Annotated in this window: 17 protein-coding genes and 1 pseudogene; 13 read left to right on the top strand and 5 right to left on the bottom strand. The window is 68.0% G+C overall.

Features of this window, described 5'->3' with window-relative positions; all coding sequences use genetic code 11:
* Nucleotides 1-141: 141 nt before the first annotated feature.
* Nucleotides 142-896 (top strand): IS5 family transposase gene (locus tag BLW78_RS28210; protein ID WP_210186891.1). Its coding sequence is split into 2 segments (ribosomal slippage): nucleotides 142-466 and nucleotides 466-896, totalling 756 coding nucleotides; the frame shifts between segments, so codons are not numbered across the junction.
* Nucleotides 897-2346: 1450 nt separating this feature from the next.
* Here BLW78_RS28210 and BLW78_RS31120 read toward each other — a convergent pair.
* The 3 genes from BLW78_RS31120 to BLW78_RS28235 all read right to left on the bottom strand — a co-directional run bounded on the left by BLW78_RS31120 (nucleotide 2347) and on the right by BLW78_RS28235 (nucleotide 5073).
* Complete coding sequence (locus BLW78_RS31120; RefSeq protein WP_139307766.1) at nucleotides 2347-2583, bottom strand: allophanate hydrolase-related protein; 237 nt, start codon at nucleotides 2581-2583, stop codon at nucleotides 2347-2349.
* Nucleotides 2584-3181: 598 nt separating this feature from the next.
* The gene (locus BLW78_RS28230; protein ID WP_091683448.1) at nucleotides 3182-4216 is read right to left on the bottom strand and encodes an alpha/beta fold hydrolase; all 1035 of its coding nucleotides are present in this window, start codon (nucleotides 4214-4216) and stop codon (nucleotides 3182-3184) included.
* Entirely contained in the window at nucleotides 4213-5073 is an 861-nt protein-coding gene (locus tag BLW78_RS28235; RefSeq protein WP_170855271.1) for a fatty acid desaturase, read from the bottom strand. Before BLW78_RS28235 ends, BLW78_RS28230 begins: the two co-directional genes overlap by 4 nt.
* Nucleotides 5074-5331: 258 nt before the next feature.
* Here BLW78_RS28235 and BLW78_RS28240 point away from each other — a divergent pair, with 258 nt between their 5' ends.
* The 12 genes from BLW78_RS28240 to hpxZ all read left to right on the top strand — a co-directional run bounded on the left by BLW78_RS28240 (nucleotide 5332) and on the right by hpxZ (nucleotide 19355).
* Nucleotides 5332-6813, top strand: coding sequence for an ABC transporter substrate-binding protein (locus tag BLW78_RS28240; protein ID WP_244527091.1), 1482 nt, complete (start codon nucleotides 5332-5334; stop codon nucleotides 6811-6813).
* Complete coding sequence (locus BLW78_RS28245) at nucleotides 6810-8402, top strand: GMC family oxidoreductase (RefSeq protein ID WP_091683454.1); 1593 nt, start codon at nucleotides 6810-6812, stop codon at nucleotides 8400-8402. Before BLW78_RS28240 ends, BLW78_RS28245 begins: the two co-directional genes overlap by 4 nt.
* A 388-nt stretch (nucleotides 8403-8790) precedes the next feature.
* Complete coding sequence (locus BLW78_RS28250; protein ID WP_091683456.1) at nucleotides 8791-9795, top strand: ABC transporter substrate-binding protein; 1005 nt, start codon at nucleotides 8791-8793, stop codon at nucleotides 9793-9795.
* Nucleotides 9796-9806: 11 nt separating this feature from the next.
* On the top strand, nucleotides 9807-10667 hold the full coding sequence (locus BLW78_RS28255; protein WP_091683458.1) for an ABC transporter ATP-binding protein: 861 nt from the start codon (nucleotides 9807-9809) through the stop codon (nucleotides 10665-10667).
* A gap of 1 nt (nucleotide 10668) precedes the next feature.
* Nucleotides 10669-11505, top strand: a complete 837-nt coding sequence (locus tag BLW78_RS28260; protein ID WP_091683460.1) for an ABC transporter permease — start codon at nucleotides 10669-10671, stop codon at nucleotides 11503-11505.
* Nucleotides 11506-11546: 41 nt separating this feature from the next.
* Nucleotides 11547-12467 carry an acetamidase/formamidase family protein gene (locus tag BLW78_RS28265; RefSeq protein ID WP_091683462.1) on the top strand — a complete coding sequence of 307 codons (921 nt, stop codon included), beginning with the start codon at nucleotides 11547-11549 and terminating at the stop codon, nucleotides 12465-12467.
* 266 nt (nucleotides 12468-12733) lie between these two features.
* The gene (locus tag BLW78_RS28270) at nucleotides 12734-14353 is read left to right on the top strand and encodes an ABC transporter substrate-binding protein (protein ID WP_165923228.1); all 1620 of its coding nucleotides are present in this window, start codon (nucleotides 12734-12736) and stop codon (nucleotides 14351-14353) included.
* A gap of 4 nt (nucleotides 14354-14357) precedes the next feature.
* Nucleotides 14358-15329, top strand: coding sequence for an ABC transporter permease (locus tag BLW78_RS28275; RefSeq protein ID WP_091683466.1), 972 nt, complete (start codon nucleotides 14358-14360; stop codon nucleotides 15327-15329).
* 2 nt (nucleotides 15330-15331) lie between these two features.
* Nucleotides 15332-16159: an ABC transporter permease gene (locus BLW78_RS28280; protein ID WP_091683468.1), complete on the top strand. Its 828-nt coding sequence runs from the start codon at nucleotides 15332-15334 to the stop codon at nucleotides 16157-16159.
* Nucleotides 16156-17772 (top strand): ABC transporter ATP-binding protein, encoded by a 1617-nt coding sequence (locus BLW78_RS28285; RefSeq protein WP_091683470.1) that lies wholly within the window; start codon nucleotides 16156-16158, stop codon nucleotides 17770-17772. Before BLW78_RS28280 ends, BLW78_RS28285 begins: the two co-directional genes overlap by 4 nt.
* Nucleotides 17769-18950, top strand: a complete 1182-nt coding sequence (locus BLW78_RS28290) for an amidase (RefSeq protein WP_091683472.1) — start codon at nucleotides 17769-17771, stop codon at nucleotides 18948-18950. The genes BLW78_RS28285 and BLW78_RS28290 overlap by 4 nt, the downstream gene beginning before the upstream one ends.
* Nucleotides 18951-19355, top strand: coding sequence for an oxalurate catabolism protein HpxZ (gene hpxZ, locus BLW78_RS28295; protein ID WP_244527092.1), 405 nt, complete (start codon nucleotides 18951-18953; stop codon nucleotides 19353-19355).
* 259 nt (nucleotides 19356-19614) lie between these two features.
* Here hpxZ and BLW78_RS28300 read toward each other — a convergent pair.
* Both BLW78_RS28300 and BLW78_RS28305 read right to left on the bottom strand, forming a co-directional pair.
* Nucleotides 19615-19968 (bottom strand): annotated as a pseudogene (locus BLW78_RS28300) (efflux RND transporter permease subunit); the annotation flags it as partial.
* A gap of 65 nt (nucleotides 19969-20033) precedes the next feature.
* A protein-coding gene (locus BLW78_RS28305) for an IS3 family transposase (RefSeq protein ID WP_091683474.1) occupies nucleotides 20034-21385 on the bottom strand; the annotation gives its coding sequence in 2 pieces (ribosomal slippage) (nucleotides 20034-21047 and nucleotides 21050-21385; 1350 coding nt in all).
* Nucleotides 21386-21538 lie beyond the last annotated feature (153 nt).

Genomic DNA, 21538 nt, shown 5'->3' on the forward strand with positions numbered 1-21538 from the left:
CTGCGCTGGAAACCCCAATCTCAGGAAGAAAACACGAGCAACAGCAGTTGGTTGTATGAGTTCCCTACCTAGGTCGCGAACCCATAACGGCTGGCACGGTTGAACCGCGGCGTCGTTAGCCCTCTGAGCAGGAGGGCCTTGATGGCGCGGTTTGATTTGACGGATGCGGAGTGGGCGGTGATCGAGCCGTTGTTGCCGACGGACGTGCGCGGCAAGGAGCGCGTGGATGACCGGCGGGTGCTCAACGGGATCTTCTGGCGGCTGCGCACGGGCGCGCCCTGGGCCGACATCCCGGTGCGCTACGGCCCACATACGACCTGCGGCAACCGTTTTCGGCGCTGGCGCAAGCGTGGCATCTGGGATCGGCTTCTGGACGCGGTGTCAAAGGCTTACGACGGCGACCTGCAGATGATCGACGCCACCAGCGTGCGGGTTCACCAGCATGCCGCCTGCACCCAAAAAAAGATGGCCGATCCGGTGGCATGGGTCGCTCGCGCGGCGGCCTGACGAGCAAGATCCACGCGCTGGTGGATGCCGAGGGCCGTCCGGTGGCGCTCAAGATCACCGCGGGTCAAGCGCACGATGGGCGCGCGGCGGCCGACATGCTGGGCGGTCTGGGCACGGGCCAGATCCTGCTGGGCGACCGAGCGTACGACAGCGACGCGTTACGCGCTCGGATGGCTGAGCAGGGCGCGTGGGCGAACGTCAGGCCGATGCCCAACCGCAAGAAGGTGTTGGCCTTCAGCCCGTTCCTGTACAAGTACCGCAATCTGGTCGAGCGCTTCTTCAGCAAGATCAAGCACTTCCGCGCCGTCGCCACGCGCTACGACAAGGATCCCGACAACTTCCTCGCCAGCGTCAAGCTCGCAGCCGTGCGGGTCTGGCTGCGAGCTTAATGAGTCCGCGACCTAGTCGGCAGCGTCGACGCGTTGGCAGGCCACTCCATCAGCGAGCATCCTACGACAGCTGAAGCCCGGGCGAATTTTCAAAGACTGGCGTCGTCGCTGGGCTGGATGACAGAATGTGAAGCGCAGGCCGCGCTCGAAGGAACCTTGCACCTGATAGGCCGCGCCATTGATGCTTCCGCATCTTCACGGGAGAGACCTCTCCAGCACGCAACAATTGCCTCGCTGACCCAAGCGTATATCATCCGCCACCTTCGAGATCCCGAACTAGACCCAGCTGCTATTTCCATCGCTCTCGGGGTCTCTCGAACATCGTTGTATCGAGCTCTTGTAGAAACCGGCGGCATCGCAGCAGTAATCCGCGATGCGCGTCTTGATTTGGTGCAGCGGTCCTTGGCGGCGCCTGGGAATGAGAGGATGAAAATCTCTACAGTTGCCTATGCGTGCGGCTTCACTGATGTACCTACGTTCAATCGGAGTTTTAGGAGACGCTTTGGCTTGTCGCCTCGCGATTATCAGGCAGCGCACGGCGATGGCACTTGTGATGCGTCCTGAGTTTTAGCACGTATTGATTGGATGCTTTCAGGCAGAGCGCGACGCGCCGGGAACGGCTTTGTTGGGTCGGCAGCAGGCCCAAGCGGCTGCAGTTATGCCTGCAACCGCTGCATGATCCGCGGCGACAGCAGGGCCGCCTTCGAAGCGGCTCTGCCGTAAACTTACAGAGTATGTGGTGCGGGTAATCTCGCGGTCTTTACCGCGCAGGTGCGGTGGTGCTCCCGCCAGCACCGACGTCAGGACGCGCGGTGCCGGTTCCGGGCACAGCTGCGGCGCCAGCTGCGGGTGAGCGTGTGCTGGTACCTGTCGTCTCTTCGGCCGCCTTTTGCCCTTCGCTCTTCACAGAACCCGGGTTATTCATGTTGCCCGTAGCGCTACCGCCGCCGGCTGGCTGCTGGGCATAGGCTGTTCCGGTCAGAGCAATGGCAAGCGCGGCAGCAAGGCCGTACATCTTCGTGCGCATAGGCGTTTCCTCAATGGTCCCGAGTTTGGGGCCGTACATCAACGCCACCCGCACACTCTTTGTTCGGTAAAAATAGCCGGTGATCGCCGCGAGTACGGGGCGAGCTTAGGGACTAGCGATGTGAGTATCCGGTAGCAGGCACCTGCTGGCGGCCGCGGGCGTTGTCAGATTGAAGGTACCCTACCGAGTGTCCTGCTCGGTTTGGGTGGGTAAGTGGCCGTTAGCTTTTGCGGTGGAGCTGCTCCGAAGCAGACGGACCGGTTTCGGCCAGACTGCATCATGCCGGATCGTCAACGCGCGCAGAACCGGACGTTCGGCTTCGCGCCCATTGCGGTCATCGAGCCGGCCGTGACAACGCCTCGTAAGCGGACGTTACCGGATACGTGCGGACGCCTCACGGACGGACATTGTCGACCCTGGAAGTCATGTGTTTCGACATCGCCAAATCAGTGATGTCGCGGCACGGCTGGCTATGTTGCGGCGCCAGCCGCGGCATCGCGTGATGTCGACCGCCCCGGCGACGGGCACCTCCACCGCGAAGACCTTCGGCGCAGCTCCGTCGAAGAGCCAGAGAGTGCCGATCGCGAGCGGTTCTGGAATGGCGGCCGGCGGCAGAGCCTGGACCTCCCTCTCGATCACGCGCCCGTCGTCACCGGCCACCCGGAGCAGTCCGGGACGATGCGGGCCTCCGCCAGGGCGTAGGGGCAGTCGTCCGGTCGGGTCGGCGGGACGCGTCGGAGGTCGTGCCCATCCGGCGCAAGTCGCTGACGGCCAAGCTCGCCACATCGCGCCACTGGGGCTGGTCCAGCGGATGGATCGCCTCGGTCCGGCCGGGGCCGGGCGACATCATCACGCCGCGGCCGGCCAAGAAGATCGCCTCCTCGACGGCGTGGCTGCCGACAGGATCGTCAGCCCGGTGCGAGACCAGCGATGGAGCGGCTCGTCTTGCGGGCGCTCGCGTCTTGGGGTCGAGCGCCCCGAAGATCTCGTCCGTCAGCACCACCTCAGCCTCGCCAGCGATCACCCGGGCGCTGGCGACGCGCTGCTTTATCCCGCCCGGTGCCCCCAGCGCTGGAAGAATTCGTTCGTCCCCCCGAACGTGCCGGTGCCGAAGCTCAACACCGGCACGGTGAGGCCTGAGCGTCCGAATTGCCTGTATTCCATTGGGTCCTCTGTACGATCGCACGGCGCGCGGGGCGCCTGCCCGCTCAACGCGCACGCCCCGGCTGGGTTTTCCGCAAAGGCGAAGGCGCGATGCTCAGGGCGCGCCGGTTTCAGCCGAGGCGAGGAACGCCCGCACGGTATCGCGCAGGAAGGCGGCATCGGCCGGGTTGGTCGACGGGTTGCCGGCGCGATGGCCCCAGATGCTCGGGATCGGCTGCAGGACGACGTCGTGCAGGTGCGGCAGCTCGGCGGCGTTGTCGGCGACGCGGAAGTAGAGATCGGTCTCCCCCGGCATCAGCAGCAGCCGGGCCGTGATCGCGTTGAGCGCCCGGGTGAGGTCACCACCGTAGCGCGGGTCGCGGCTGATGTCGCCCGCCTCCCAGGTGCAGAGCTGCGCATAGAGATCGGCCGCGGGACGGCGGGCGAAGCGCTCCTCCCAGTCGGTGCGCAGGAAGGTGTCGAGATCCGGGGCGCCCAGCGCGGTCCGGTGCAGATCCGCCCGGTAGAAGTCCTGGCTGAGCGCCCAGCCCGCATAGATGCGCCCGAAGGCCTGGAGGGCGGCAATCGGCTCGGCCGAGAAGCGGCCCGCGCCGCGATGCTCCGGCGCCGCCTCCAGCACCGCCATGAGGCCTTTCAGGAACACGCGGTTGTGGGTGGCGGTCCGCGCGCTGCCACAATTGATCACCGCGCGGCCGACCTGCCCGGGAAACAGGGCCGCCCAGTGATAGGCCTGCTGCGCCCCCATGGACCAGCCGTAGACGGCGTGCAGGCGCTCGATCCCCCACACCTCGGCGAGCAGACGGCGCTGCGCGTGGACGTTGTCCCAAGCGGTGACGAGGCCGGGCCAGACCGGTGTGTTCGATGGGCTCGACGACAGGCCGTTGCCGAACATGTCCGGGATGACGATGAACCAGCGGCCGGGATCGAGCACCCCGTCGGGGCCGATCAGCCATTCGAGATCCGGATGCTGCGCCCCGTAACTCGTCGGGTAGAGCACGACATTGTCGCGCCCGGGCGACAGGGTGCCGTGCGTCTTCCAGCGCAGCTGCGCGCCCGGCATCACCGCGCCCGACTGAAGCGTCAGGTCGCCGAGTTCGAAGATTCCGGTGGCCGTCGCCCAGCCGCTCACGGGCGCAACGTCCGCACGAAGCCGACATGCCAGCGGGCATAGCCCCGCTGCAGCACGCCGAGCCGCGCGCGCAGCGCCGCGTGGGCATCCGGCAGGAGGTGGAACGGGATCGATGGGTAGAGGTGGTGCTCGGTGTGGAAAGGCATGTTCCACATGAGGAGCCGCATGAGGCCGTTGGTCAAGGTCGTGCGCGTGTTGGTCAGGCCGTTGTCGTCCATCGTGCAGAGCGTGTGCTCCGTGAGCAGATAAAGCCTTAGAAACGGTTGCCCGAGGAGCTGCGGCCCGATCCAGTAGACCAGGGGCGCCCACCAGCCGATCAGACCGATGGCGAGGGCCGCGCCGGCGAGCAGGACCGCGCACATCAAGCGGATCGAGCGGATGATGCGGGGCGCCGCGCGATCGGTGATGAACGGGTAGGCCGACAGATCGCCACGCAGGCCCGCCCAGGCCACCTGGAGGCGGGTGCGCCAGTAGGGCAGGGCCAGGACGCGCCAGAGATAGGCGTCCAGGGTCGAGGGCGGCATCAGCGCGAGTTCCGGATCCCGCTCGGGATCCTGGGTGTGACGGTGATGGGCGAGGTGGAACGCCGTGTAGAAGTGCCAGTTCAGCAGCGACGGGCAGGCGGCCAGCCAGCCGACGACCGCGTTGGCCCGGCGCGCGCGGAAGGCGGTCAGGTGGACGGTCTCGTGGATGGGCGCGAACAGGGCCGATTGCACGATGCCCAGCAGCAGCATGGCGGGCAGCAGCGTCCAGGGCCCCGAGCGCCAGACCAGCCAGCCGGCCCCGGCCAGCATCAGGAGATGTGCGCCGAGGCGGATGGCGCCGCGCCAGTCCGAGCGCTGCGACAGCGCCTTCACCTCGGCACCTGTAAGAACCCGTCCGCTCGCGGAGGCCATGCGTTTCTGAACCCGTGTGAGCACTTCGAAGGCGCACGGACTCTGCATCGTCCATGCCGAAGCCGCCGATGATGGGCCGTTACGCGCGCCCGGCTTGGTATCCAGCTTGCCTATGCCGCTCCGGCAAAGGGTGAATGCAAAATGCGACGATCTTGGTTTTCCGGCCTACTCATGGCCGCGGCGCTGCTTGCGCCGGCTTCCGGCCGCGCGGAAACGACGGTGAAGGCGGTGCTGGAGGCCGAGATCGTCACCCTCGATCCCTACTTCACCACGGCCTACATCACGCGGACCTTCGGCTACATGATCTACGACACGCTGTTCGCGCCGGACGCGACGGGCGTGTTCCGGCCGCAGATGGTCGACACGTGGTCGGTGTCGGACGACCGGCTGACCTGGCGCTTCACCCTGCGCGAAGGGCTGCGCTTCCACGATGGCGCGCCGGTCCGGGCCGCCGATTGCGTCGCCTCGCTGCGGCGTTGGGCGGCGCGCAGTGCGCTGGGCGGCCGGCTCATGGATGTGACCTCCTCCCTGGAGCCTGTGGACGACCGGACCTTCGTGCTGACGCTGCGGGAGCCCTACGGTCTCGTCCTCGACACGCTCGGCACCACGTCGAGCCCCACACCGTTCATCATGCCGGCCCGCCTCGCCGCCACCCCACCCACGACGCAGCTCACGGAGGTCGTGGGATCCGGTCCGTTCGTCTACGACCGCACCGCCCACATCCCCGGCGACCACATGCTGCTGCGCCGGAATCCCGATTACCGGCCGCGTCCCGAGCCGGCCGACTTCCTGGCCGGCGGCAAGGTCGTGAAGGTCGACGCCCTCGACATCCGCGTTATCCCCGACGGTGCGACGGCGACGGGCGCCCTCGGCACGGGCGAGATCGACTACATGCAGTACGCGCCCTTCGACCTGATCGGTCAGATCGAGGCCAACACGAGCTTGGCGGTGATGAACTTCACCGGCCCGCACAGGTTCACGGGCCACTATCGCATTAACACGGCGTCCAAGCCCTTCGACGACCCGGCGATCCGGCGCGTGCTGCTGCGCCTCGTCGATCAGCGCGAGGTTCTGGACGGGTTCGGCCTCGATCCGCGCTTCTCGCAGACCTGCGACGCCTTCTTCATCTGCGGCTCGCCCTACGAGACGCATGTCGGGACGGACCTCCTGCACGACCCCTCGGTGGCGGCGGCCCGGGCTGCTCTGAAGGCGACCGCCTACAAGGGCGAACCGGTGACCGTGATGGTGGCTAACGATCTCGAGGCGGCGCGCGTGTCCTCGACCATCCTGGCCGACCGGCTGAAGCAGGCCGGCTTCACCGTCGACCTGCAGGTCATGGATTGGGCAGCCCTGCTCGCCCGGCGCACCAAGAAGGCCGGCTGGAGCCTCTTCGGCATCCACGCACTTGGTCTCGATCTCAGCTCGCCGCTGACGAATTCCGCAATCAACTTCAACTGCAAGGACGCGGCGAGTTCCGGCTTCATGTGCGACCCGCGCATGGTCGCCCTGTTCGACCGCTTCGCCCGTGAGCCGGATCCGGACAAACGGCGCGTCATCGCCGGCGAGATCCAGACCATCGTCTACGGCGAAGGGCTGGTCGTCCCGTTCGGCCAGTTCGCGCAGCCCGCGGCCTATCGGAGGTCGCTCACCGGTCTGATCCCCTCCGCCATCCCGCTGTTCTGGAACGTCGCGAAGCCATGAGCGCAGCCCCGTACGACGTCATCGTGGTCGGTGCCGGCTCCGCCGGAGCAGCTTTGGCGGCCCGCCTTTCGGAGGATCCGCACCGTCGGGTGCTCCTGCTGGAAGCCGGGCGCGACTGGCGCTCCGCCGATGCGCCGCCGGCGCTGCGCTCGGCCAACATCATCCCGTTCATGTATGACCTGGCCCATCAGGCGGACTGGCAGTGGCCGGGGCTGATGAGCCGGCGGACCCGCGTGCAGGAGCCCCGCTTCTACTGGCGCGGTCGCGCGCTCGGCGGCAGTTCGACGGTCAACGCGCAGATCGCGATCCGCGGCGTGCCCGCCGCCTTCGACGCCTGGGCGGAGCAGGGCTGCACCGGCTGGTCGGCCTCGGATGTGCTGCCGCTCTTCGACCGGATCGAGGACGATGCCGATTTCGGCACCGAAGACGGCGCCCGGCGCGGCGGTCCGCTCCCGGTCCACCGCGCGAAGCCGGAGGCCTGGGGCGCGGTGGATCTGGGGCTTCGCGCGGCCGCCCTCGCGGCCGGCCATCCCTGGAAGGCGGACCTCAATGCGCCGACGGGCGAGGGAGTCTCGTGCAACCCGATCAACAGCCGCGACGGTCACCGCGTCACCACCAATGACGGCTACCTGGAACCGGCGCGCGACCGGCCGAATCTTGAGATCCGCTGCGAGGCCCTGGTCGATCGCGTCCTGTTCGCGGGACGACGGGCAACCGGCCTGCGCGTGCGCTTCGGTGCGGAACCCTGGACCGAGATCCAGGGCCGCGAGATCGTTCTGTGCGCCGGCGCCGTCCACAGCCCGGCGATCCTGATGCGCTCCGGGATCGGCCCGGCCGAGCCGCTGCGCGCCCTCGGCATCCCCGTCCGGCAGGCGCACGAGGCGGTCGGCCGCAACTTCATGGACCATCCGATCCTGCGGGCGACGATGGATCTGAAGCCGGAACACCGAGCCCTCGGTCCGGATGCGCGCCACACCAATTGCTGCGTCACCTATTCGAGCGGCCTCTCGGGCGGCGGGGAGCGCGACATGATCTTCGTCGCCTACAACCACCGGACCCTGACCGGGCCGGAACCGACGCCGCAGGGCGCCGTCGGCGTCGGCCTCTACGACGCGTTCTCGCGCGGGACGCTGCACCTCACCGCGGCCGATCCGGAGGCCAACCCGGTCATCGACGAGAATATGCTCGATGACCCGCGGGATCGCCTGCGGATGCGCGACGCGGTGCGCCGCCTCGCGGGCTTGGCGGCGCATCCGGCCCTGGCCGATCTCGCAACGGCGATCCGGTTCGGCGAGAGCCCGCTTCCGATCGGCGACGCCGCGCGCCTCCCGGATGACGAACTCGATGCCCTGATGCTCGCCGAGGCCGGGGACATCCAGCACGCCGCCGGCACGTGCCGCATGACCGGCTGGCAGGACGCGTCCGGGGTCGTCGACCCCGATCTCAAGGTTCGCGGAATGGATGGGCTGCGGGTTTGCGACGCCTCCATCATGCCCAGCGATTGCCGCGCAAACCTACACTTCACCTGCGTGATGATCGGCGAAAATCTTGCGCGGCGCATGTTGACGGGCGGATCGCGTCACCCGTGAGTGCGCGCGCAGATTACGAACGACCCATGGGCGCTCGACATCGGCACGTCCGCCGCATGCCGAACGCCGGGTGCAGCCCGATCCGCAGAGAGGCGGCGTCGAACCCCATCATCGTCGACCGCTGATCGCGTCACGCATGCACGTTGAACGCGCCGGAGCGGCGTGCCGGGCGCCTCATCTGCGTCATCGCTCGGACAGACGTGATGCATCCCGCGCATGCCGAGCAGATCTAAGCTCGAAGATCGCTTTATCGGCGAACAACCGCGCGGTCTGGCAGCCAACTTGCTTCGAATAGTTGCCGGCGGTTGAAATCGTGCGATCTCGTCCGTGCGCGATTGCGCGTGTTCGGCCCTCGACCGATCGCCTCCTCGCTGCTCGCGGAGTTCGCATGCCCTCATCAAGGTCGCCCCTGCTCCATCGGCGCTCGCTCCTGCAAGGTATGGCTGGTCTGGCGGTCGGTGCGCCGCTGGTCGCACGGGCCGCGGGCCTCAAGACCGTCCGCTTCAGCGAGGCCGTGCATAACCTCGGCTACATCAACCTCTATGTCGGGATTCACGCCGGGATCTTCGAGAAGAACGGCCTCGCCATGCAGGTGAGCGCCGCCGGCGGCGACACGCAGACCTTCGCGGCCGTGCTGGGCGGCTCGGCGGATTTCGCCATCGGCGATCCCACGATGGTGGTGATCTCGCGCGAGAACGGCGGCCCCGGGATGGTCGTCGGCACCGTCGTTCAGCGGGCCCACTACTTCGCGGTCTCGAAGACTGTCGAGCCCTTCACCGACCCGAAAGGCTTCAAGGGCAAGCGGATCGCCACCTCGCCGGAGCCCAACACCAACTTCAGCGTCACCAAGCGGCTCCTCGAGAGCAACGGCATGAAGCTCGGCGCCGACACGACGATCGTGCCGGTGAGCCCCGGAACCGAGATCGCCGCCATGCTCGCGGGTGCGGCCGACATCGCGGTCGCCTATCAGCCGGGCGTGGCGCAGGCGGTGGCGCAGGGCGCCAGGATCGTGTTCGATTTCTCGAACTACGTCGGACCCTTCTGCAACACCGGGATCATGGTGCTGCCCGGCACGATCCAGAAGGATCCCGAGACCGTGCAGGCTCTGGTGACGGCCTTCGAGGAGGCCGGGCGCAGGACCTACGGCGATCCCGACTACGCCAAGAAGGTCGCGCGGCTGGAATTCCCGGATCTGCCGGGCGAGGTCGTGGACGCGGCGATCGAGGCCGAGCTGAAATACAAGATTCCGGCTTCAACCGTCGTGACCGAGAAGGACGCCTGGGAAAGCCTGATGGGCATGCAGAAGTACCTCGGCAACATCAAGGGCACGCTCACCTTCGATCAGGTCGTCGACAATACCTTTGCCGACAAGGCCGCGAAGCGCGCCGGTTGACCGGCGCCCCCATGTCCGAAGGCCCCCCGCACGCCGCGACCCACCCCGCGCCTCCGCTTGCCGTCGAGCACCTCGCCAAGGCGTATCGGACGGGCGGTCGCCTCCTGCCGGTCGTCGGCGACCTCACCTTCGCGCTCGCCCGCGGAGAGATCGTGGCGATCGTCGGGCCTTCGGGCTGCGGGAAGACCACGCTGCTCAACGCCGTCTGCGGTCTGACGCCGGTGGATTCGGGCCGCATCCTCTGGAACGGCGTGCCCCTCGACCGGCGCGGACGGCCGCCGAGCGGGATCGGCTACATGCTGCAGAAGGATCTGCTGCTGCCCTGGCGCACGGCCCTCGACAACGTGAAGCTCGGGACCGAACTGCGCGGGATGCCGCGCGGGCAGGCCGACGAGCGGGCGCGGGCGCTCCTCGACCAGCTCGGCCTGCACGGGTTCGCCGGGGCCTATCCCGCGACCCTGTCGGGCGGCATGCGCCAGCGCGTGGCGCTCGCCCGCACCCTGATCAACGATCCGGACGTCCTGCTGTTCGACGAGCCCTTCGCGGCGCTCGACTTCCAGACGAAGCTGCTGATCGAGGCCGACACGGTGCGGCTCGTGCGCGAGGGGGCCAAGTCCGCCCTCCTGATCACGCACGACATCGAGGAGGCCGTCTCGATCGCCGACCGCGTCCTCGTGCTGAGCGGGCGGCCGACCGCCGTCAAAGCCAGCTACACGATCGACCTCGACTGCGCGCCCGACGACATGATCGGCGCCCGGGAGAGCGCTGGTTTCGGCGATTACGTCCGCCAGATCTGGGCCGATCTCGATATCCCACGCTCCACGCTCGGCGGTGCCGGGCGTGGCATCCGCCGCGCTGCCGCGAGGTCGTGACATGTCGGACGCCGTGACCGGACCGGCAGCCATCGCCGGAGAGAGCCACGAGGCCCCGCCGCGCGACAAGGAGCGCCTGCGCGCGGGCGTCCTCGTCCTGCTCGTGCAGATCGCGCTTCTTGCGGCCCTGCTGTCGGCCTGGGAATGGCAGACGCGCCTGAACCCGCAAGCGTCGTTCCTGTTCGGTTCGCCCTCCGCGATCGGCCGCTTCCTCTGGCAGGGTCTCGCCGACGGCACGCTCCTGCGCGACGCGGGCGTCACGGCCCTTGAGACGGGGCTTGGATTCCTGATCGGCAACGTCGTGGGGACGCTCGCTGGCCTGTCGCTCTGGTACTCGACCTTCGTCTCGCGGGTCGTCCAGCCCTTCATCGTCGCGATCGGCTCGATCCCGATCATCGCGCTCGCCCCGATCATCATCATCTGGTTCGGGACGGGCCTCGCCTCGAAGGTCGCGATGTCGACGCTGTCGGTCGTCGTGGTCGCCCTCGTGACCTCCTACAAGGGCGCGCTCGGCGTCGATCCGGACCAGATCAACCTCCTGCGGACCCTCGGCGCGCGGAAGCCGCAGATCTTCGCCAAGCTCGTCGTGCCGTCGAGCCTCGCCGACATCTTCGCCGGCCTGAAGCTGACCGTCGGCTTCGCGCTGATCGGCGCCATCGTCGGCGAGTTCATGTCGTCGTCCGTGGGGCTGGGCCACGCCATCTTCCAGGCGGGCTCCCTCTACGCGATCCCGAAGGTGTTCGCCGCGCTGGTCGGCACGATCGCGCTGGCCCTCGTCCTGACCTTCCTGGTCGGTCGGGCTGAACGGATCCTCATGCCCTGGCGGGATCATCTCTGACCCACGCCATCCCTCGCAACCAACGCCACCAGGAGCCCCGTGTGACACAGCGCATCAGCAAGCAGGGAACGATCAAGTACGCCCTCTCGGGCGACGAGCCCTTCGTCGCGACGATCGCACCGGGCGAGATCGTCTCGGTCGAGTGCGTGATCAACATCGGCGACGGGGTCATCAAGGAGCTCGGGCAGAACCTGACCGAGGCCGACGTCACCTTCCCGTTCGTGAATGGGGCGACGGGTCCGATCGAGGTCGCGGGCGCGCAACCGGGCGACATGCTGAAGGTCGAGATTCTCGACATGGAACTCGGTCCGCGCGGCTACAGCTCCCTCTGGCCCGGGCATGGCATGTTCCCGGATTGGGTGCGCCGCAAGGAATGGGGCATCCGCACCAAGGTCGTCGATGTGCAGGACGGTCATGTGGTCTGGAACGACCGGCTGCGGCTGCCGGTGAAGCCGATGGCCGGCGTCATCGGCGTCGCGCCGGTCCACGGTGCGGTCCTGACGGTCGACAACGGCACGCACGGCGGCAATCTCGACGTTCAGGAGGTCACCACCGGCAACACGGTGATGCTGCGGGTGGAGAAGCCCGGCGCGCACTTCTTCATCGGCGATTGTCACGCGCTCCAGGGCGACGGCGAAGCGGTCGGGATGGGGGCGATCGAGATCGGCGCGAACGTCACCCTGCGGGTGAGCCTCGTGCCCGCTCCGGCGCGGCTCGGCCACCCACGGATCGAGACGCCCACGCATATCTGCACGCTCGGCTGCGCCCGCCCGCTCGAGGACGCGATGCGCATCGCCTTCGCCGACATGATCTACTGGCTCGCGGACGAGTGGAACATCCCCGAGCCGGAGGGCTACCTGCTGCTCGCACAGATCGCCGAGGCGCGCTGCACGCAGATGGTCAATCCGAAATACACGTACATATGCAAAGTGCCGAAGGCGATCCTCGCGGCCTTCCAGTGACCTGAGCCGCCGCTCTGCCGACCGATGGCGGGCCCGACGAGCCGGCTGAGCCGCGCGGTTCGTCGGGCCCGCCGCTCGGCCCGAAGGTCGCGCGGCAGCGCGTCCGGCCATGGCAAAGATGTGCAGAATATTTATCCACCACTCGAAGGCGACAGGTCGCATTTATCAAAATATCTCCGTGATCTGATGAGGTCATGACCCGCCCGTCAGAACTCTGCATGGCATGCATGTTGCTCATCGAGGGGATGCTTCAGGAGTCCTCCAGCTTGTCCCGAACGTTCGACGCGACTGATCTCTCCCGCCGCACAGTTCTCGCGCTTCCTCTCGGCCTCGCGGTCGCGGCGAGCAGCGCGCGCGCCGCCGAGCCGAAACGCGGGGGCACGATGGTGATGATCGTCCATCCGGAGCCCTCGACCCTGGCCCATTACGCGGTGTCGGCGGGCAACATCCCGCCGATCGCCACGCAGGTCTATGAGGGGCTGTGCACCTACGATTGGGATCAGAACCCGCAGCCGAACCTCGCGAAGTCGTGGGAGGTCGCGCCCGACGGCAAGACCATCACGTTCAAGCTCCAGGACGGCGTGACCTTCCACAACGGCAAGCCGTTCACCAGCGCCGACGTGCAGTATTCCTTCATGGAGATCCTGAAGAAGTACAATCCGATCGCGCCGGTCATGCTGGCCGAGCTGGTGGCCGTCGACACGCCGGACCCGATGACCGCGGTGCTGCGGCTGGCTAATCCGGCGCCCTACATCATGAAGGCGCTCTCCGGGCGGGACCTGCCGATCCTGTGCCGCTCGGTGTTCGAGGGCACGGACGTCCTCCAAAACCCCAGCGCCAACAAGCCGATCGGCACCGGTCCGTTCAAGTTCACGAGCTGGGAGCGCGGCCAGTTCGTGCGCCTCGATCGCAACGAAAAGTACTGGAAGCCGGGCCTGCCGTACCTCAACCGGATCGTCGCCCGATTCATCCCGGACGCCGCCACCCGCTCGGCCGCCATGGAGGCGGGGGAGGCGCATTTCGCCGGGTACAGCGCGGTGAACTACGCCGACCTCGCGCGGATGAAGACCAACCCGATCCTCGATCTGACGACCAAGGGCTACGAGATGACGCCGGCCCAGAGCGTTCTGGAGCTGAACGGCCGTCACCCGCATCTCCAGAAAAAGGACGTGCGCCAGGCGATCGCCTACGCCATCGACCGCAAGGTCATCCTCAAGGACGTGATGTTCGGCTACGGCCTGCCCGCCACAGGCCCGCTCAGCCGCAAGTTCAAGACCGCCGGCCTCTACACCGACGACGTCCGCCAGTACGATGTGCCGGACCGGCTGGACATCGCCAACAAGCTGCTCGACGAGGCCGGCGCCCTGCGCGGCGCGGACGGGACCCGCTTCGCCCTGCACCTGGAGGTCAATTCCTTCGGCGAGCAGTGGCTGCGGCAGGCCGAGTACCTGAAGCAGGCGCTCGCCGTCGTCGGCATCGCCGTGACGCTCCGCTCGGAGGACACCGCGACCTGGCTGCGGCGCGTCTATACGAACTACGATTACGACCTGAACGAGCCGTTCCTCAGCCAGGGCGTCGACCCGGTCTACGGGCTGAACAAGCAGTTCCTCACCAGCCAGATCCGCAAGGGCGTGACCTTCGTCAACGACACCTTCTACAGCAATCCCGAGGTCGACCGCATGCTCGGCGAGGGCGCGCGCGAGCCGGATCCGGAGAAGCGCGCCGCGCTCTACAAGAAGGTCCAGCAGATCCTGGCGGAGGACAGCCCGATGATCTGGCTCATCGACGTGCAATACGTCAGCGTCTTCAACCGGCGCCTCAAGGATCACACGACCGGCCCCCTCGGAACCCAGCAAGCCTTCGAGCGGGCCTGGATGGACACGTAGTCCCGTGCGGCTCGCCCGTTTCCTCGGTTACCGGCTGCTGCTGGCGATCCCGGTGGTGCTCGGCATCGTCGTGCTCAACTTCTTCCTGATCCACCTCGCCCCCGGCGATGCGGCCTCGGTGCTGGCGGGCGAGAGCGGCGCGGCGAGTCCCGAATACATGGAGCAGCTGCGCCACAAGTTCGGCCTCGATCAGCCGCTCGCCACGCAGTTCGGCGTCTACCTGCTGAACATGCTCCACCTCGATCTCGGCTACTCGTTCCGCAACGACAGCCCGGTGGGGAGCCTGATCGTTGACCGGCTCTGGCCCACCGGGCTGCTGATGCTCACCGCCTTCGCGGCCGCGTTGCTGATCGGCACGCTGCTGGGCCTCGTGGCGGCGACCGGGCGCAATTCTTGGCGCGACGCGGTCATCTCCCTTGTCAGCCTCGTGGCCTATGCGACCCCGGGCTTCTGGCTCGGGCTGATGATGATCGTGGTCTTCGCCATCCGGCTCGGCTGGCTGCCGACCAGCGGCTACGACACGGTCGGCGCCGACAACGATGGCTGGGACGAGGTCTGGGATGTCGGCCGTCACCTCGTCATGCCGGCGGTGGCGCTCGCCCTGTTCTACCTAGCGGTCTACGCCCGGGTGATGCGCGCCTCCGTGCTGGAACAGGTCGGCATGGACTACGTCACGACCGCCCGCGCCAAGGGCCAGACCGAGGCGCGGGTGATGACCGGGCACGTCCTGCGGAACGCGCTGCTGCCGGTGGTCACCATGGCGGGCGTGCAGGCCGGCAACCTGATCGGCGGCTCGATCGTGGTCGAGACGGTGTTCGGCTGGCCGGGGGTCGGCACGCTGGCCTTCAACGCGCTCCAGTCGCGCGACCTCAACCTGCTCCTCGGCATCTTCTTCGTCTCGGCCTGCCTCGTGGTCGTGATCAACCTCGCCGTCGACCTCGTCTACGTCTGCCTCGATCCGCGGCTGGAGCTCTAGCGATGCGTACGGCCCTGGCGCGGTTCGCGCGCAACCGCCTCGCCCTCGCGGGGGCGGCGGTACTCTTCGGGCTGGTCGTCCTCGTGGCGCTCACGCCGCTCCTCTATCCCGGCGATCCGTTCGCGCTCGTCGGCCCGGCCCTCCAGCCGCCAGGCGGACAGTTTCTGCTCGGCACCGACACGCTGGGCCGGGACGTGGCCGCCGAGATCGCGTACGGCGCCCGCACCTCCCTGATCATCGGCCTCAGCGCCACCGGGGCGGCGATCCTGCTCGGGACCCTGATCGGCGGTCTCGCCGGCTACTACCGGGGCGGCGTCGAGATCGCGCTGATGCGGCTCACGGAGTTCTTTCAGACGATCCCCGCCTTCGTGCTGGCGATCCTGATCGTGGCCATCCTGTCGCCGTCGCTGTTCAGCGAGGTCGTGGCCATCGTGGCCGTCTCCTGGCCGGGCATCGCCCGGCTCGTGCGGGGCGAGTTCGTGGCGCTCGGCGGCCGCGAATTCGTGTTGGCCTGCGACGGCCTGGGGGCGGGCGACACGCGGATCATCTTCCGCCACATGCTGCCGAACTGCACCGCGGCGATCATCGCGGTCGGCACACTCCTGATCGGCACCGCGGTCCTGATCGAGGCGGGGCTCGCCTTCCTGAGCTTGAGCGATCCCAACGTGATGAGCTGGGGCCTGATCATCAGCTCGGGCCGCGCGGTCCTCCGGTCGGCATGGTGGATCTGCACCTTCCCCGGGCTGGCGATCCTGCTGACCGTCCTCGCGATCAACCTCGTCGGGGACGGCCTGAACGAGGTCCTGAACCCGAGGCTCCGAGAGCGATGAGCGACGCCGTCCTCGAGATCGAGAAGCTCACGATCACGCTGCCGCCCGGCGCGGATCGGCCCAATGCCGTCGCCGATCTGGATCTCGTCCTGCGGCCCGGCGCGGTCACATGCCTGATCGGCGAGAGCGGATCGGGCAAGTCGATGGTGGCGCGCGCGATCCTCGGGCTGCTCCCGGGACCGCGCGTGCGCGTCGCGGGCGGACGCATCCAGTTCGAGGGCGCGGATCTCGCGGCGATCACCCCGCGTCAGATGCGCAAGGTCCGGGGTGCGCGGATCGCGATGATCTTCCAGGAGCCGATGACGGCCTTGAACCCGCTCCACACGATCGGGCGGCAGATCGACGAGGTCCTGCGCATCCACACCCCGCTCGGGCGCGCCGACCGCCGGGCGCGCATCCTCGCGCTCCTCGCGAGCGTCCACCTCCCGGATCCGGGCCGGCTGCTGCGCTCCTACCCGCACCAGCTCTCGGGCGGCCAGCGCCAGCGGGCGATGATCGCCATGGCGCTGGCGCTGAATCCGCGGCTGCTCATCGCCGACGAGCCGACCACGGCGCTCGACGTCACCACGCAGGCGCAAATCCTCCACCTGATCCGCGAGCTGCAGCGCGAGCACGGCACGAGCGTCCTGTTCATCACGCACGATTTCGGCGTCGTGGCCGATATCGCCGACACGGTCGCGGTCTTGCAGAAGGGCGTCCTGGTCGAGCAGGGGCCCGCAGCTTCGGTCCTTGGGGCGCCGAAGCACCCCTACACGCGCGCCCTCATCGCCGCCGTGCCGAAGCTCGTGCCGCCGCCGCGGCGTGCCGCCAGCACCGCCCCCCTGGTGGTGGAGGCGAGACAGGTCGAGAAGACCTACGGTGCCCGCGGCCTGTTCGGCGGCCGCATCACCCGAGCCCTCGACGGCGTGGACGTTTTGCTGAGGCGGGGCGAGACCCTGGGCCTCGTCGGCGAGAGTGGCTCGGGCAAGAGCACGCTCGCACGGGCGATCACTCGGTTGATGCCCGTCGATGGCGGCGAGATCCTGCTGGCCGGACACAGCGTCGCCGAACTGACGCGCCGTCAGATGCGCCCGCACCGCCGGCGCGTGCAGATGGTGTTCCAGGATCCCTACGGCTCCCTCGATCCGCGCCAGCGCGTGGTCGACATCGTCGCCGAGGGGCCGATCATCCACGGCACCGAACCCGGGATCGCGCGGGTCCAGGCCTGCGAGATGCTGGCGCTGGTCGGCCTCGATCCCGCGGCGGCGCAGCGCTACCCGCACGAATTCAGCGGCGGCCAGCGCCAGCGGATCGGCATCGCCCGGGCTCTCGCCATGAAGCCCGAGATCCTGGTGGCCGACGAGCCGGTCTCGGCCCTGGACGTCTCCGTGCAGGCGCAGGTCCTGGCGCTGCTCGCCGACATCAAGGCGCGGCTGCACCTCAGCATGCTGTTCGTGACCCACGATCTCCGGGTCGCGCTGCAGGTCTGCGACCGCATCGCCGTGATGCGGTCCGGGCAGGTGGTTGAGGTCGCGCCGACCTCCGAGATCTTCTTCGCGCCGAAGCATCCCTACACGAAGGCGCTATTCGCCGCCGTGCCCGGCGCCCAATGGCAGGAACCGATCCCCGCATGACAGCCGCACAGCCCCTCTCGACGGACCCGTTCCTGCCCGGGCCGCGCGTGCGCGTCGCCGGATCCGCGACGGGGCCGCTCGCCGGCCTCACCTTCGCCGTCAAGGACCTGATCGACGTCGCGGACACTCCCACGGGGGGCGGAAACCCGGACTGGCCGCGCATCTACCCGACGCCGGCCCGCCATGCCGGCGTGGTGCAGACGCTGCTCGATGCGGGCGCCTCGGTCGTCGGCAAGACGGTCACCGACGAAGTCTCACTGGGAATTCTCGGCGAGAACGCCCACGACGGCACGCCGCTCAATCCCGCAGCGCCCGATCGGGTGCCCGGCGGCTCGTCCAGCGGCTCGGCCTCCGCGGTGGCCGCGGGCACCTGCGACTTCGCCCTTGGCACGGATACCGGCGGGTCCGTGCGCGTGCCGGCGAGCTTCTGCGGCCTCTACGGCATCCGGCCGACGCACGGCCGCATCGACTTTTCCGGGATCTGCGTCCAGGCGCCGAGCTCGGATACCTGCGGCTGGTTCGCCCGGGATGCGGCGACCTTCGCGCGGGTCGGCGAGGTCCTGTTTGGCCAAGCCATGCCGGACCGCCCGCCCCACACGCTGCTCGTGGCCGCAGACGCGCTCGGCTTCGCCGATGCCGCCGTGCAGGAGGCGCTGGCTCCGCAGATCGACCGCTTGGCCGCCCTGATCGGCAACCGGCGCGACGTGACCATGGCGCCGCAGGGCTTGTCCGTCTGGCAGCGGGCGCAGCGCGTCCTCCAGAGCAGCGAGGCGTGGCAGACCTTCGAACCCTGGCTCGATGCCTGCAATCCACGAATGGCCTTCTCGGTCGCCCGATCGCTGATCCAGGGCTCGATGATGATGGACGCCGAGCGCAGCGCCGCGGGCCTGATGCGGATCGAGGCTCGGGCACGTCTCGCCCAGCTTCTGCTGCCCGGCACCATCCTGTGCCTCCCGACCACCCCGTTCCCGGCACCCCTGCGCGGGCTGCCGCTCGGCGCGCTGCATCCCCTGCGCGAGCGCATCGCCTGCCTGACGAGCCACGGCGGCCTCACCGGCGTCCCGCAGGTCAATCTGCCGGGCGCACAAGTCGACGGCGCTCCGATCGGCCTGTCGATCCTCGGTGCGCGAGGAGCCGACCTCGACCTGATCCGCATCGCGGTCGCCCTGGAGGCCTGAATGGATGTGACTGTGAACCGCCCCGAGGTCGTGGCCGAGATTACCGCCCTGTTCGAGCGCTACGAGCGGGCGCTCGTCGAGAAGGACGTCGCCGTGCTCGACGCGACCTTCTGGGACAGTCCTCATACGATCCGCTACGCCCTCCATGAGAACTGCTACGGCTTTGCCGAAGTCCACGCCGCACGCGTTGCAGCCGATCCGCCGCCGGGCGGGGCCGAGGAGACGCGAATCCGGCTAGAGATTCTCACGCTTGGGAACGACTTCGCAACGGTCAATCTGGAATTCAAGCCGCGCGGCAAGGCCGGCATCGGGCGTCAAAGTCAGACTTGGATGCGCCTAACCGACAGCGGTTGGAAGGTGGTGTCAGCTCACGTGTCAATCATGCCGCCTGCGGATTGCATTTAGGCGCATCGGCGGGCTGCTTTCCTGTCAGTTTTTCTCCGAAGTAGCCATTCCGCTCACGGCCAGACGACGTCATGCCGAGTCGATAATGCGTGCAAAACCGGCCGTTCGGCTTCGCGCCCATCCCGGTCGTTCAGCCGTAAATGGGCCGGTCTGAGGAGCGGACATCTGTCGCGCAGGACCCGACACGGTCGCACTGGGCCTGCCGCCTGGCCGCGCGGGCGACCTGCGCGCATCGCGTCCGTCGGAGCGATCCGCCATCTCAGGCCGGCTCTTGCGCGGCCGGTGGCCTCCGGGACGCGTAGCCCGCGGATTGTCCCGAGAAGACTTGTGAGAGCTTGTCCATGTAGATGTAGACCACCGGCGTCGTGAACAGCGTCAGCACCTGCGACACGAGCAGCCCGCCGACGATGGCGTAGCCCAGCGGCTGCCGGAGTTCCGAGCCTGTGCCGGTGCCGAGCATCAGCGGGAGGCCGCCGAACAGCGCGCACAAGGTCGTCATCAGGATCGGCCGGAACCGCAGCAGGCAGGCCTCGTGGGCGGCCTGCTCGGCCGTCAGCCCGCGCGCGCGCTGCCCTTCCAGCGCGACGTCGATCAGCATGATGCCGTTTGTCTGTCGTCAAATGATTTGAGACGGTTTGGGGCGCTCAGGAACGGAGGCTCTGGTCCATCTGGGAGAGGTTAGGCAGCCTGTGCGTGATGGCGCAAGCGGCGATCGGCGAGGGTCTGACGCTTGATCCGTGCGCGCTCGCGCAAGATGTCCTCGCCGCGGCCGAAGTAGACGTCGGCAGGGATGAGGTTGTCGAGGCTCTCGTGAGCCCGGAGATGGTTGTAGTGCTCGACGAAGGCGGTCACACGCGCCTCCAGTTCGCCGGGCTGGTAGGCGTGTTCGAGCAGGATGCGGTTCTTGAGCGTCTGGTGCCAGCGCTCGATCTTGCCCTGGGTCTGAGGATGACGAGGCGCGCCGCGGATGTGTGTCATCCCGCGGCTGCCGAGCCAGTCGGCCAGATCGGTCGCGACGTAGCTCGACCCGTTGTCGGTCAGCAGCCTCGGGCGATGCACGACCTGCACCTGATCGAGGCCAGCGGCGGTCAGCGCCAAGTCGAGCGTGGCGATGACGTCACTGGCCTGCATCGTCGTGCACAGCTTCCACGCCACGATGTAGCGCGAGAAGTCATCGAGCACCGTCGACAGGTAGTACCAGCCCCAGCCCACCACCTTCAGGTAAGTGAAGTCCGTCTGCCAAAGCTGGTTTGGCGCGGTGGTCTTGTCGCAGAACTCGTCGGCGGCCTTGACGACGATGTAGGCCGGGCTGGTGATCAGGTCATGAGCTTTGAGCAGACGGTAGACGGTCGCCTCGGAGACGAAGTAGCGCCGCTCGTCGGTGAAGCGCACCGCCAGCTCGCGCGGGCTGAGTTCCGGCTCCTCCAGCGCGAGAGCGACGATCTGATCGCGGACCTCGGTCGGCAGACGGTTCCACACCCGGCTGGGCCGCGAGGGGCGGTCGGCCAGAGCTTCTGGGCCGCCGCGGCTGTAGGCGTCGTACCAGCGGTAGAACGTCGAGCGGGTGATGTCGAGCTTGTCCAGGGTGGCGCGCACCGGCAGGTGGGACTGCTCGGCCAGCCGGATGATCTCCAGCTTCTCGGAGGCCGGGTACCTCATGCCTCGTCGCCCCCAGCCTCGCTCATGCTTTTTTTGAGCAGGCGGTTCTCCAGGACGAGGTCGGCCACGACCTCCTTCAGCGCGCCTGCCTCACGGCGCAGGTCCTTGACCTCGTCGGTGGTCGCGGCCCGAGCCGTGTCACCGGCCAGCCGCTTCTTGCCGGCTTCCAAGAACTCCTTGGACCAGCCGTAGTACATCGAACTGGCGATGCCCTCGCGCCGGCACAGCTCGGCGATGCTGTCCTCACCACGCAGGCCTTCCAGCACGATGCGGATCTTCTCTTCGGCCGAGAACTGCCGGCGTGTGGCTCGACGGATATCCTTGATCACGGCTTCTGCCGGCCTTCGTGCCGGCCCGGACGTCTGTTTCATCTTCGCTCCTGGGGGCTACGATGAACCAGCCATCCTCCGTTCGTGAAGGCCCTCAATCTGTCTCAGGAGTGCTGACGGCGGACATGATGGCTTCGAAGGATGGTGAGCCGGCCGAGCAATCTTCTGGCTTCGCCGTACACCTCGATGACCGCC

Source organism: Methylobacterium sp. 275MFSha3.1 (assembly GCF_900108435.1).
Classification (GTDB): domain Bacteria; phylum Pseudomonadota; class Alphaproteobacteria; order Rhizobiales; family Beijerinckiaceae; genus Methylobacterium.

Bases quoted from the DNA above. Each gene is read 5' to 3' on its own strand.
- BLW78_RS28245 (WP_091683454.1), top strand. From the start codon at position 6,810: ATGAGCGCAGCCCCGTACGACGTCATCGTGGTCGGTGCCGGCTCCGCC.
- BLW78_RS28250 (WP_091683456.1), top strand. From the start codon at position 8,791: ATGCCCTCATCAAGGTCGCCCCTGCTCCATCGGCGCTCGCTCCTGCAA.
- BLW78_RS28255 (WP_091683458.1), top strand. From the start codon at position 9,807: ATGTCCGAAGGCCCCCCGCACGCCGCGACCCACCCCGCGCCTCCGCTT.
- BLW78_RS28260 (WP_091683460.1), top strand. From the start codon at position 10,669: ATGTCGGACGCCGTGACCGGACCGGCAGCCATCGCCGGAGAGAGCCAC.
- BLW78_RS28280 (WP_091683468.1), top strand. From the start codon at position 15,332: ATGCGTACGGCCCTGGCGCGGTTCGCGCGCAACCGCCTCGCCCTCGCG.
- BLW78_RS28285 (WP_091683470.1), top strand. From the start codon at position 16,156: ATGAGCGACGCCGTCCTCGAGATCGAGAAGCTCACGATCACGCTGCCG.
- BLW78_RS28290 (WP_091683472.1), top strand. From the start codon at position 17,769: ATGACAGCCGCACAGCCCCTCTCGACGGACCCGTTCCTGCCCGGGCCG.
- hpxZ (WP_244527092.1), top strand. From the start codon at position 18,951: ATGGATGTGACTGTGAACCGCCCCGAGGTCGTGGCCGAGATTACCGCC.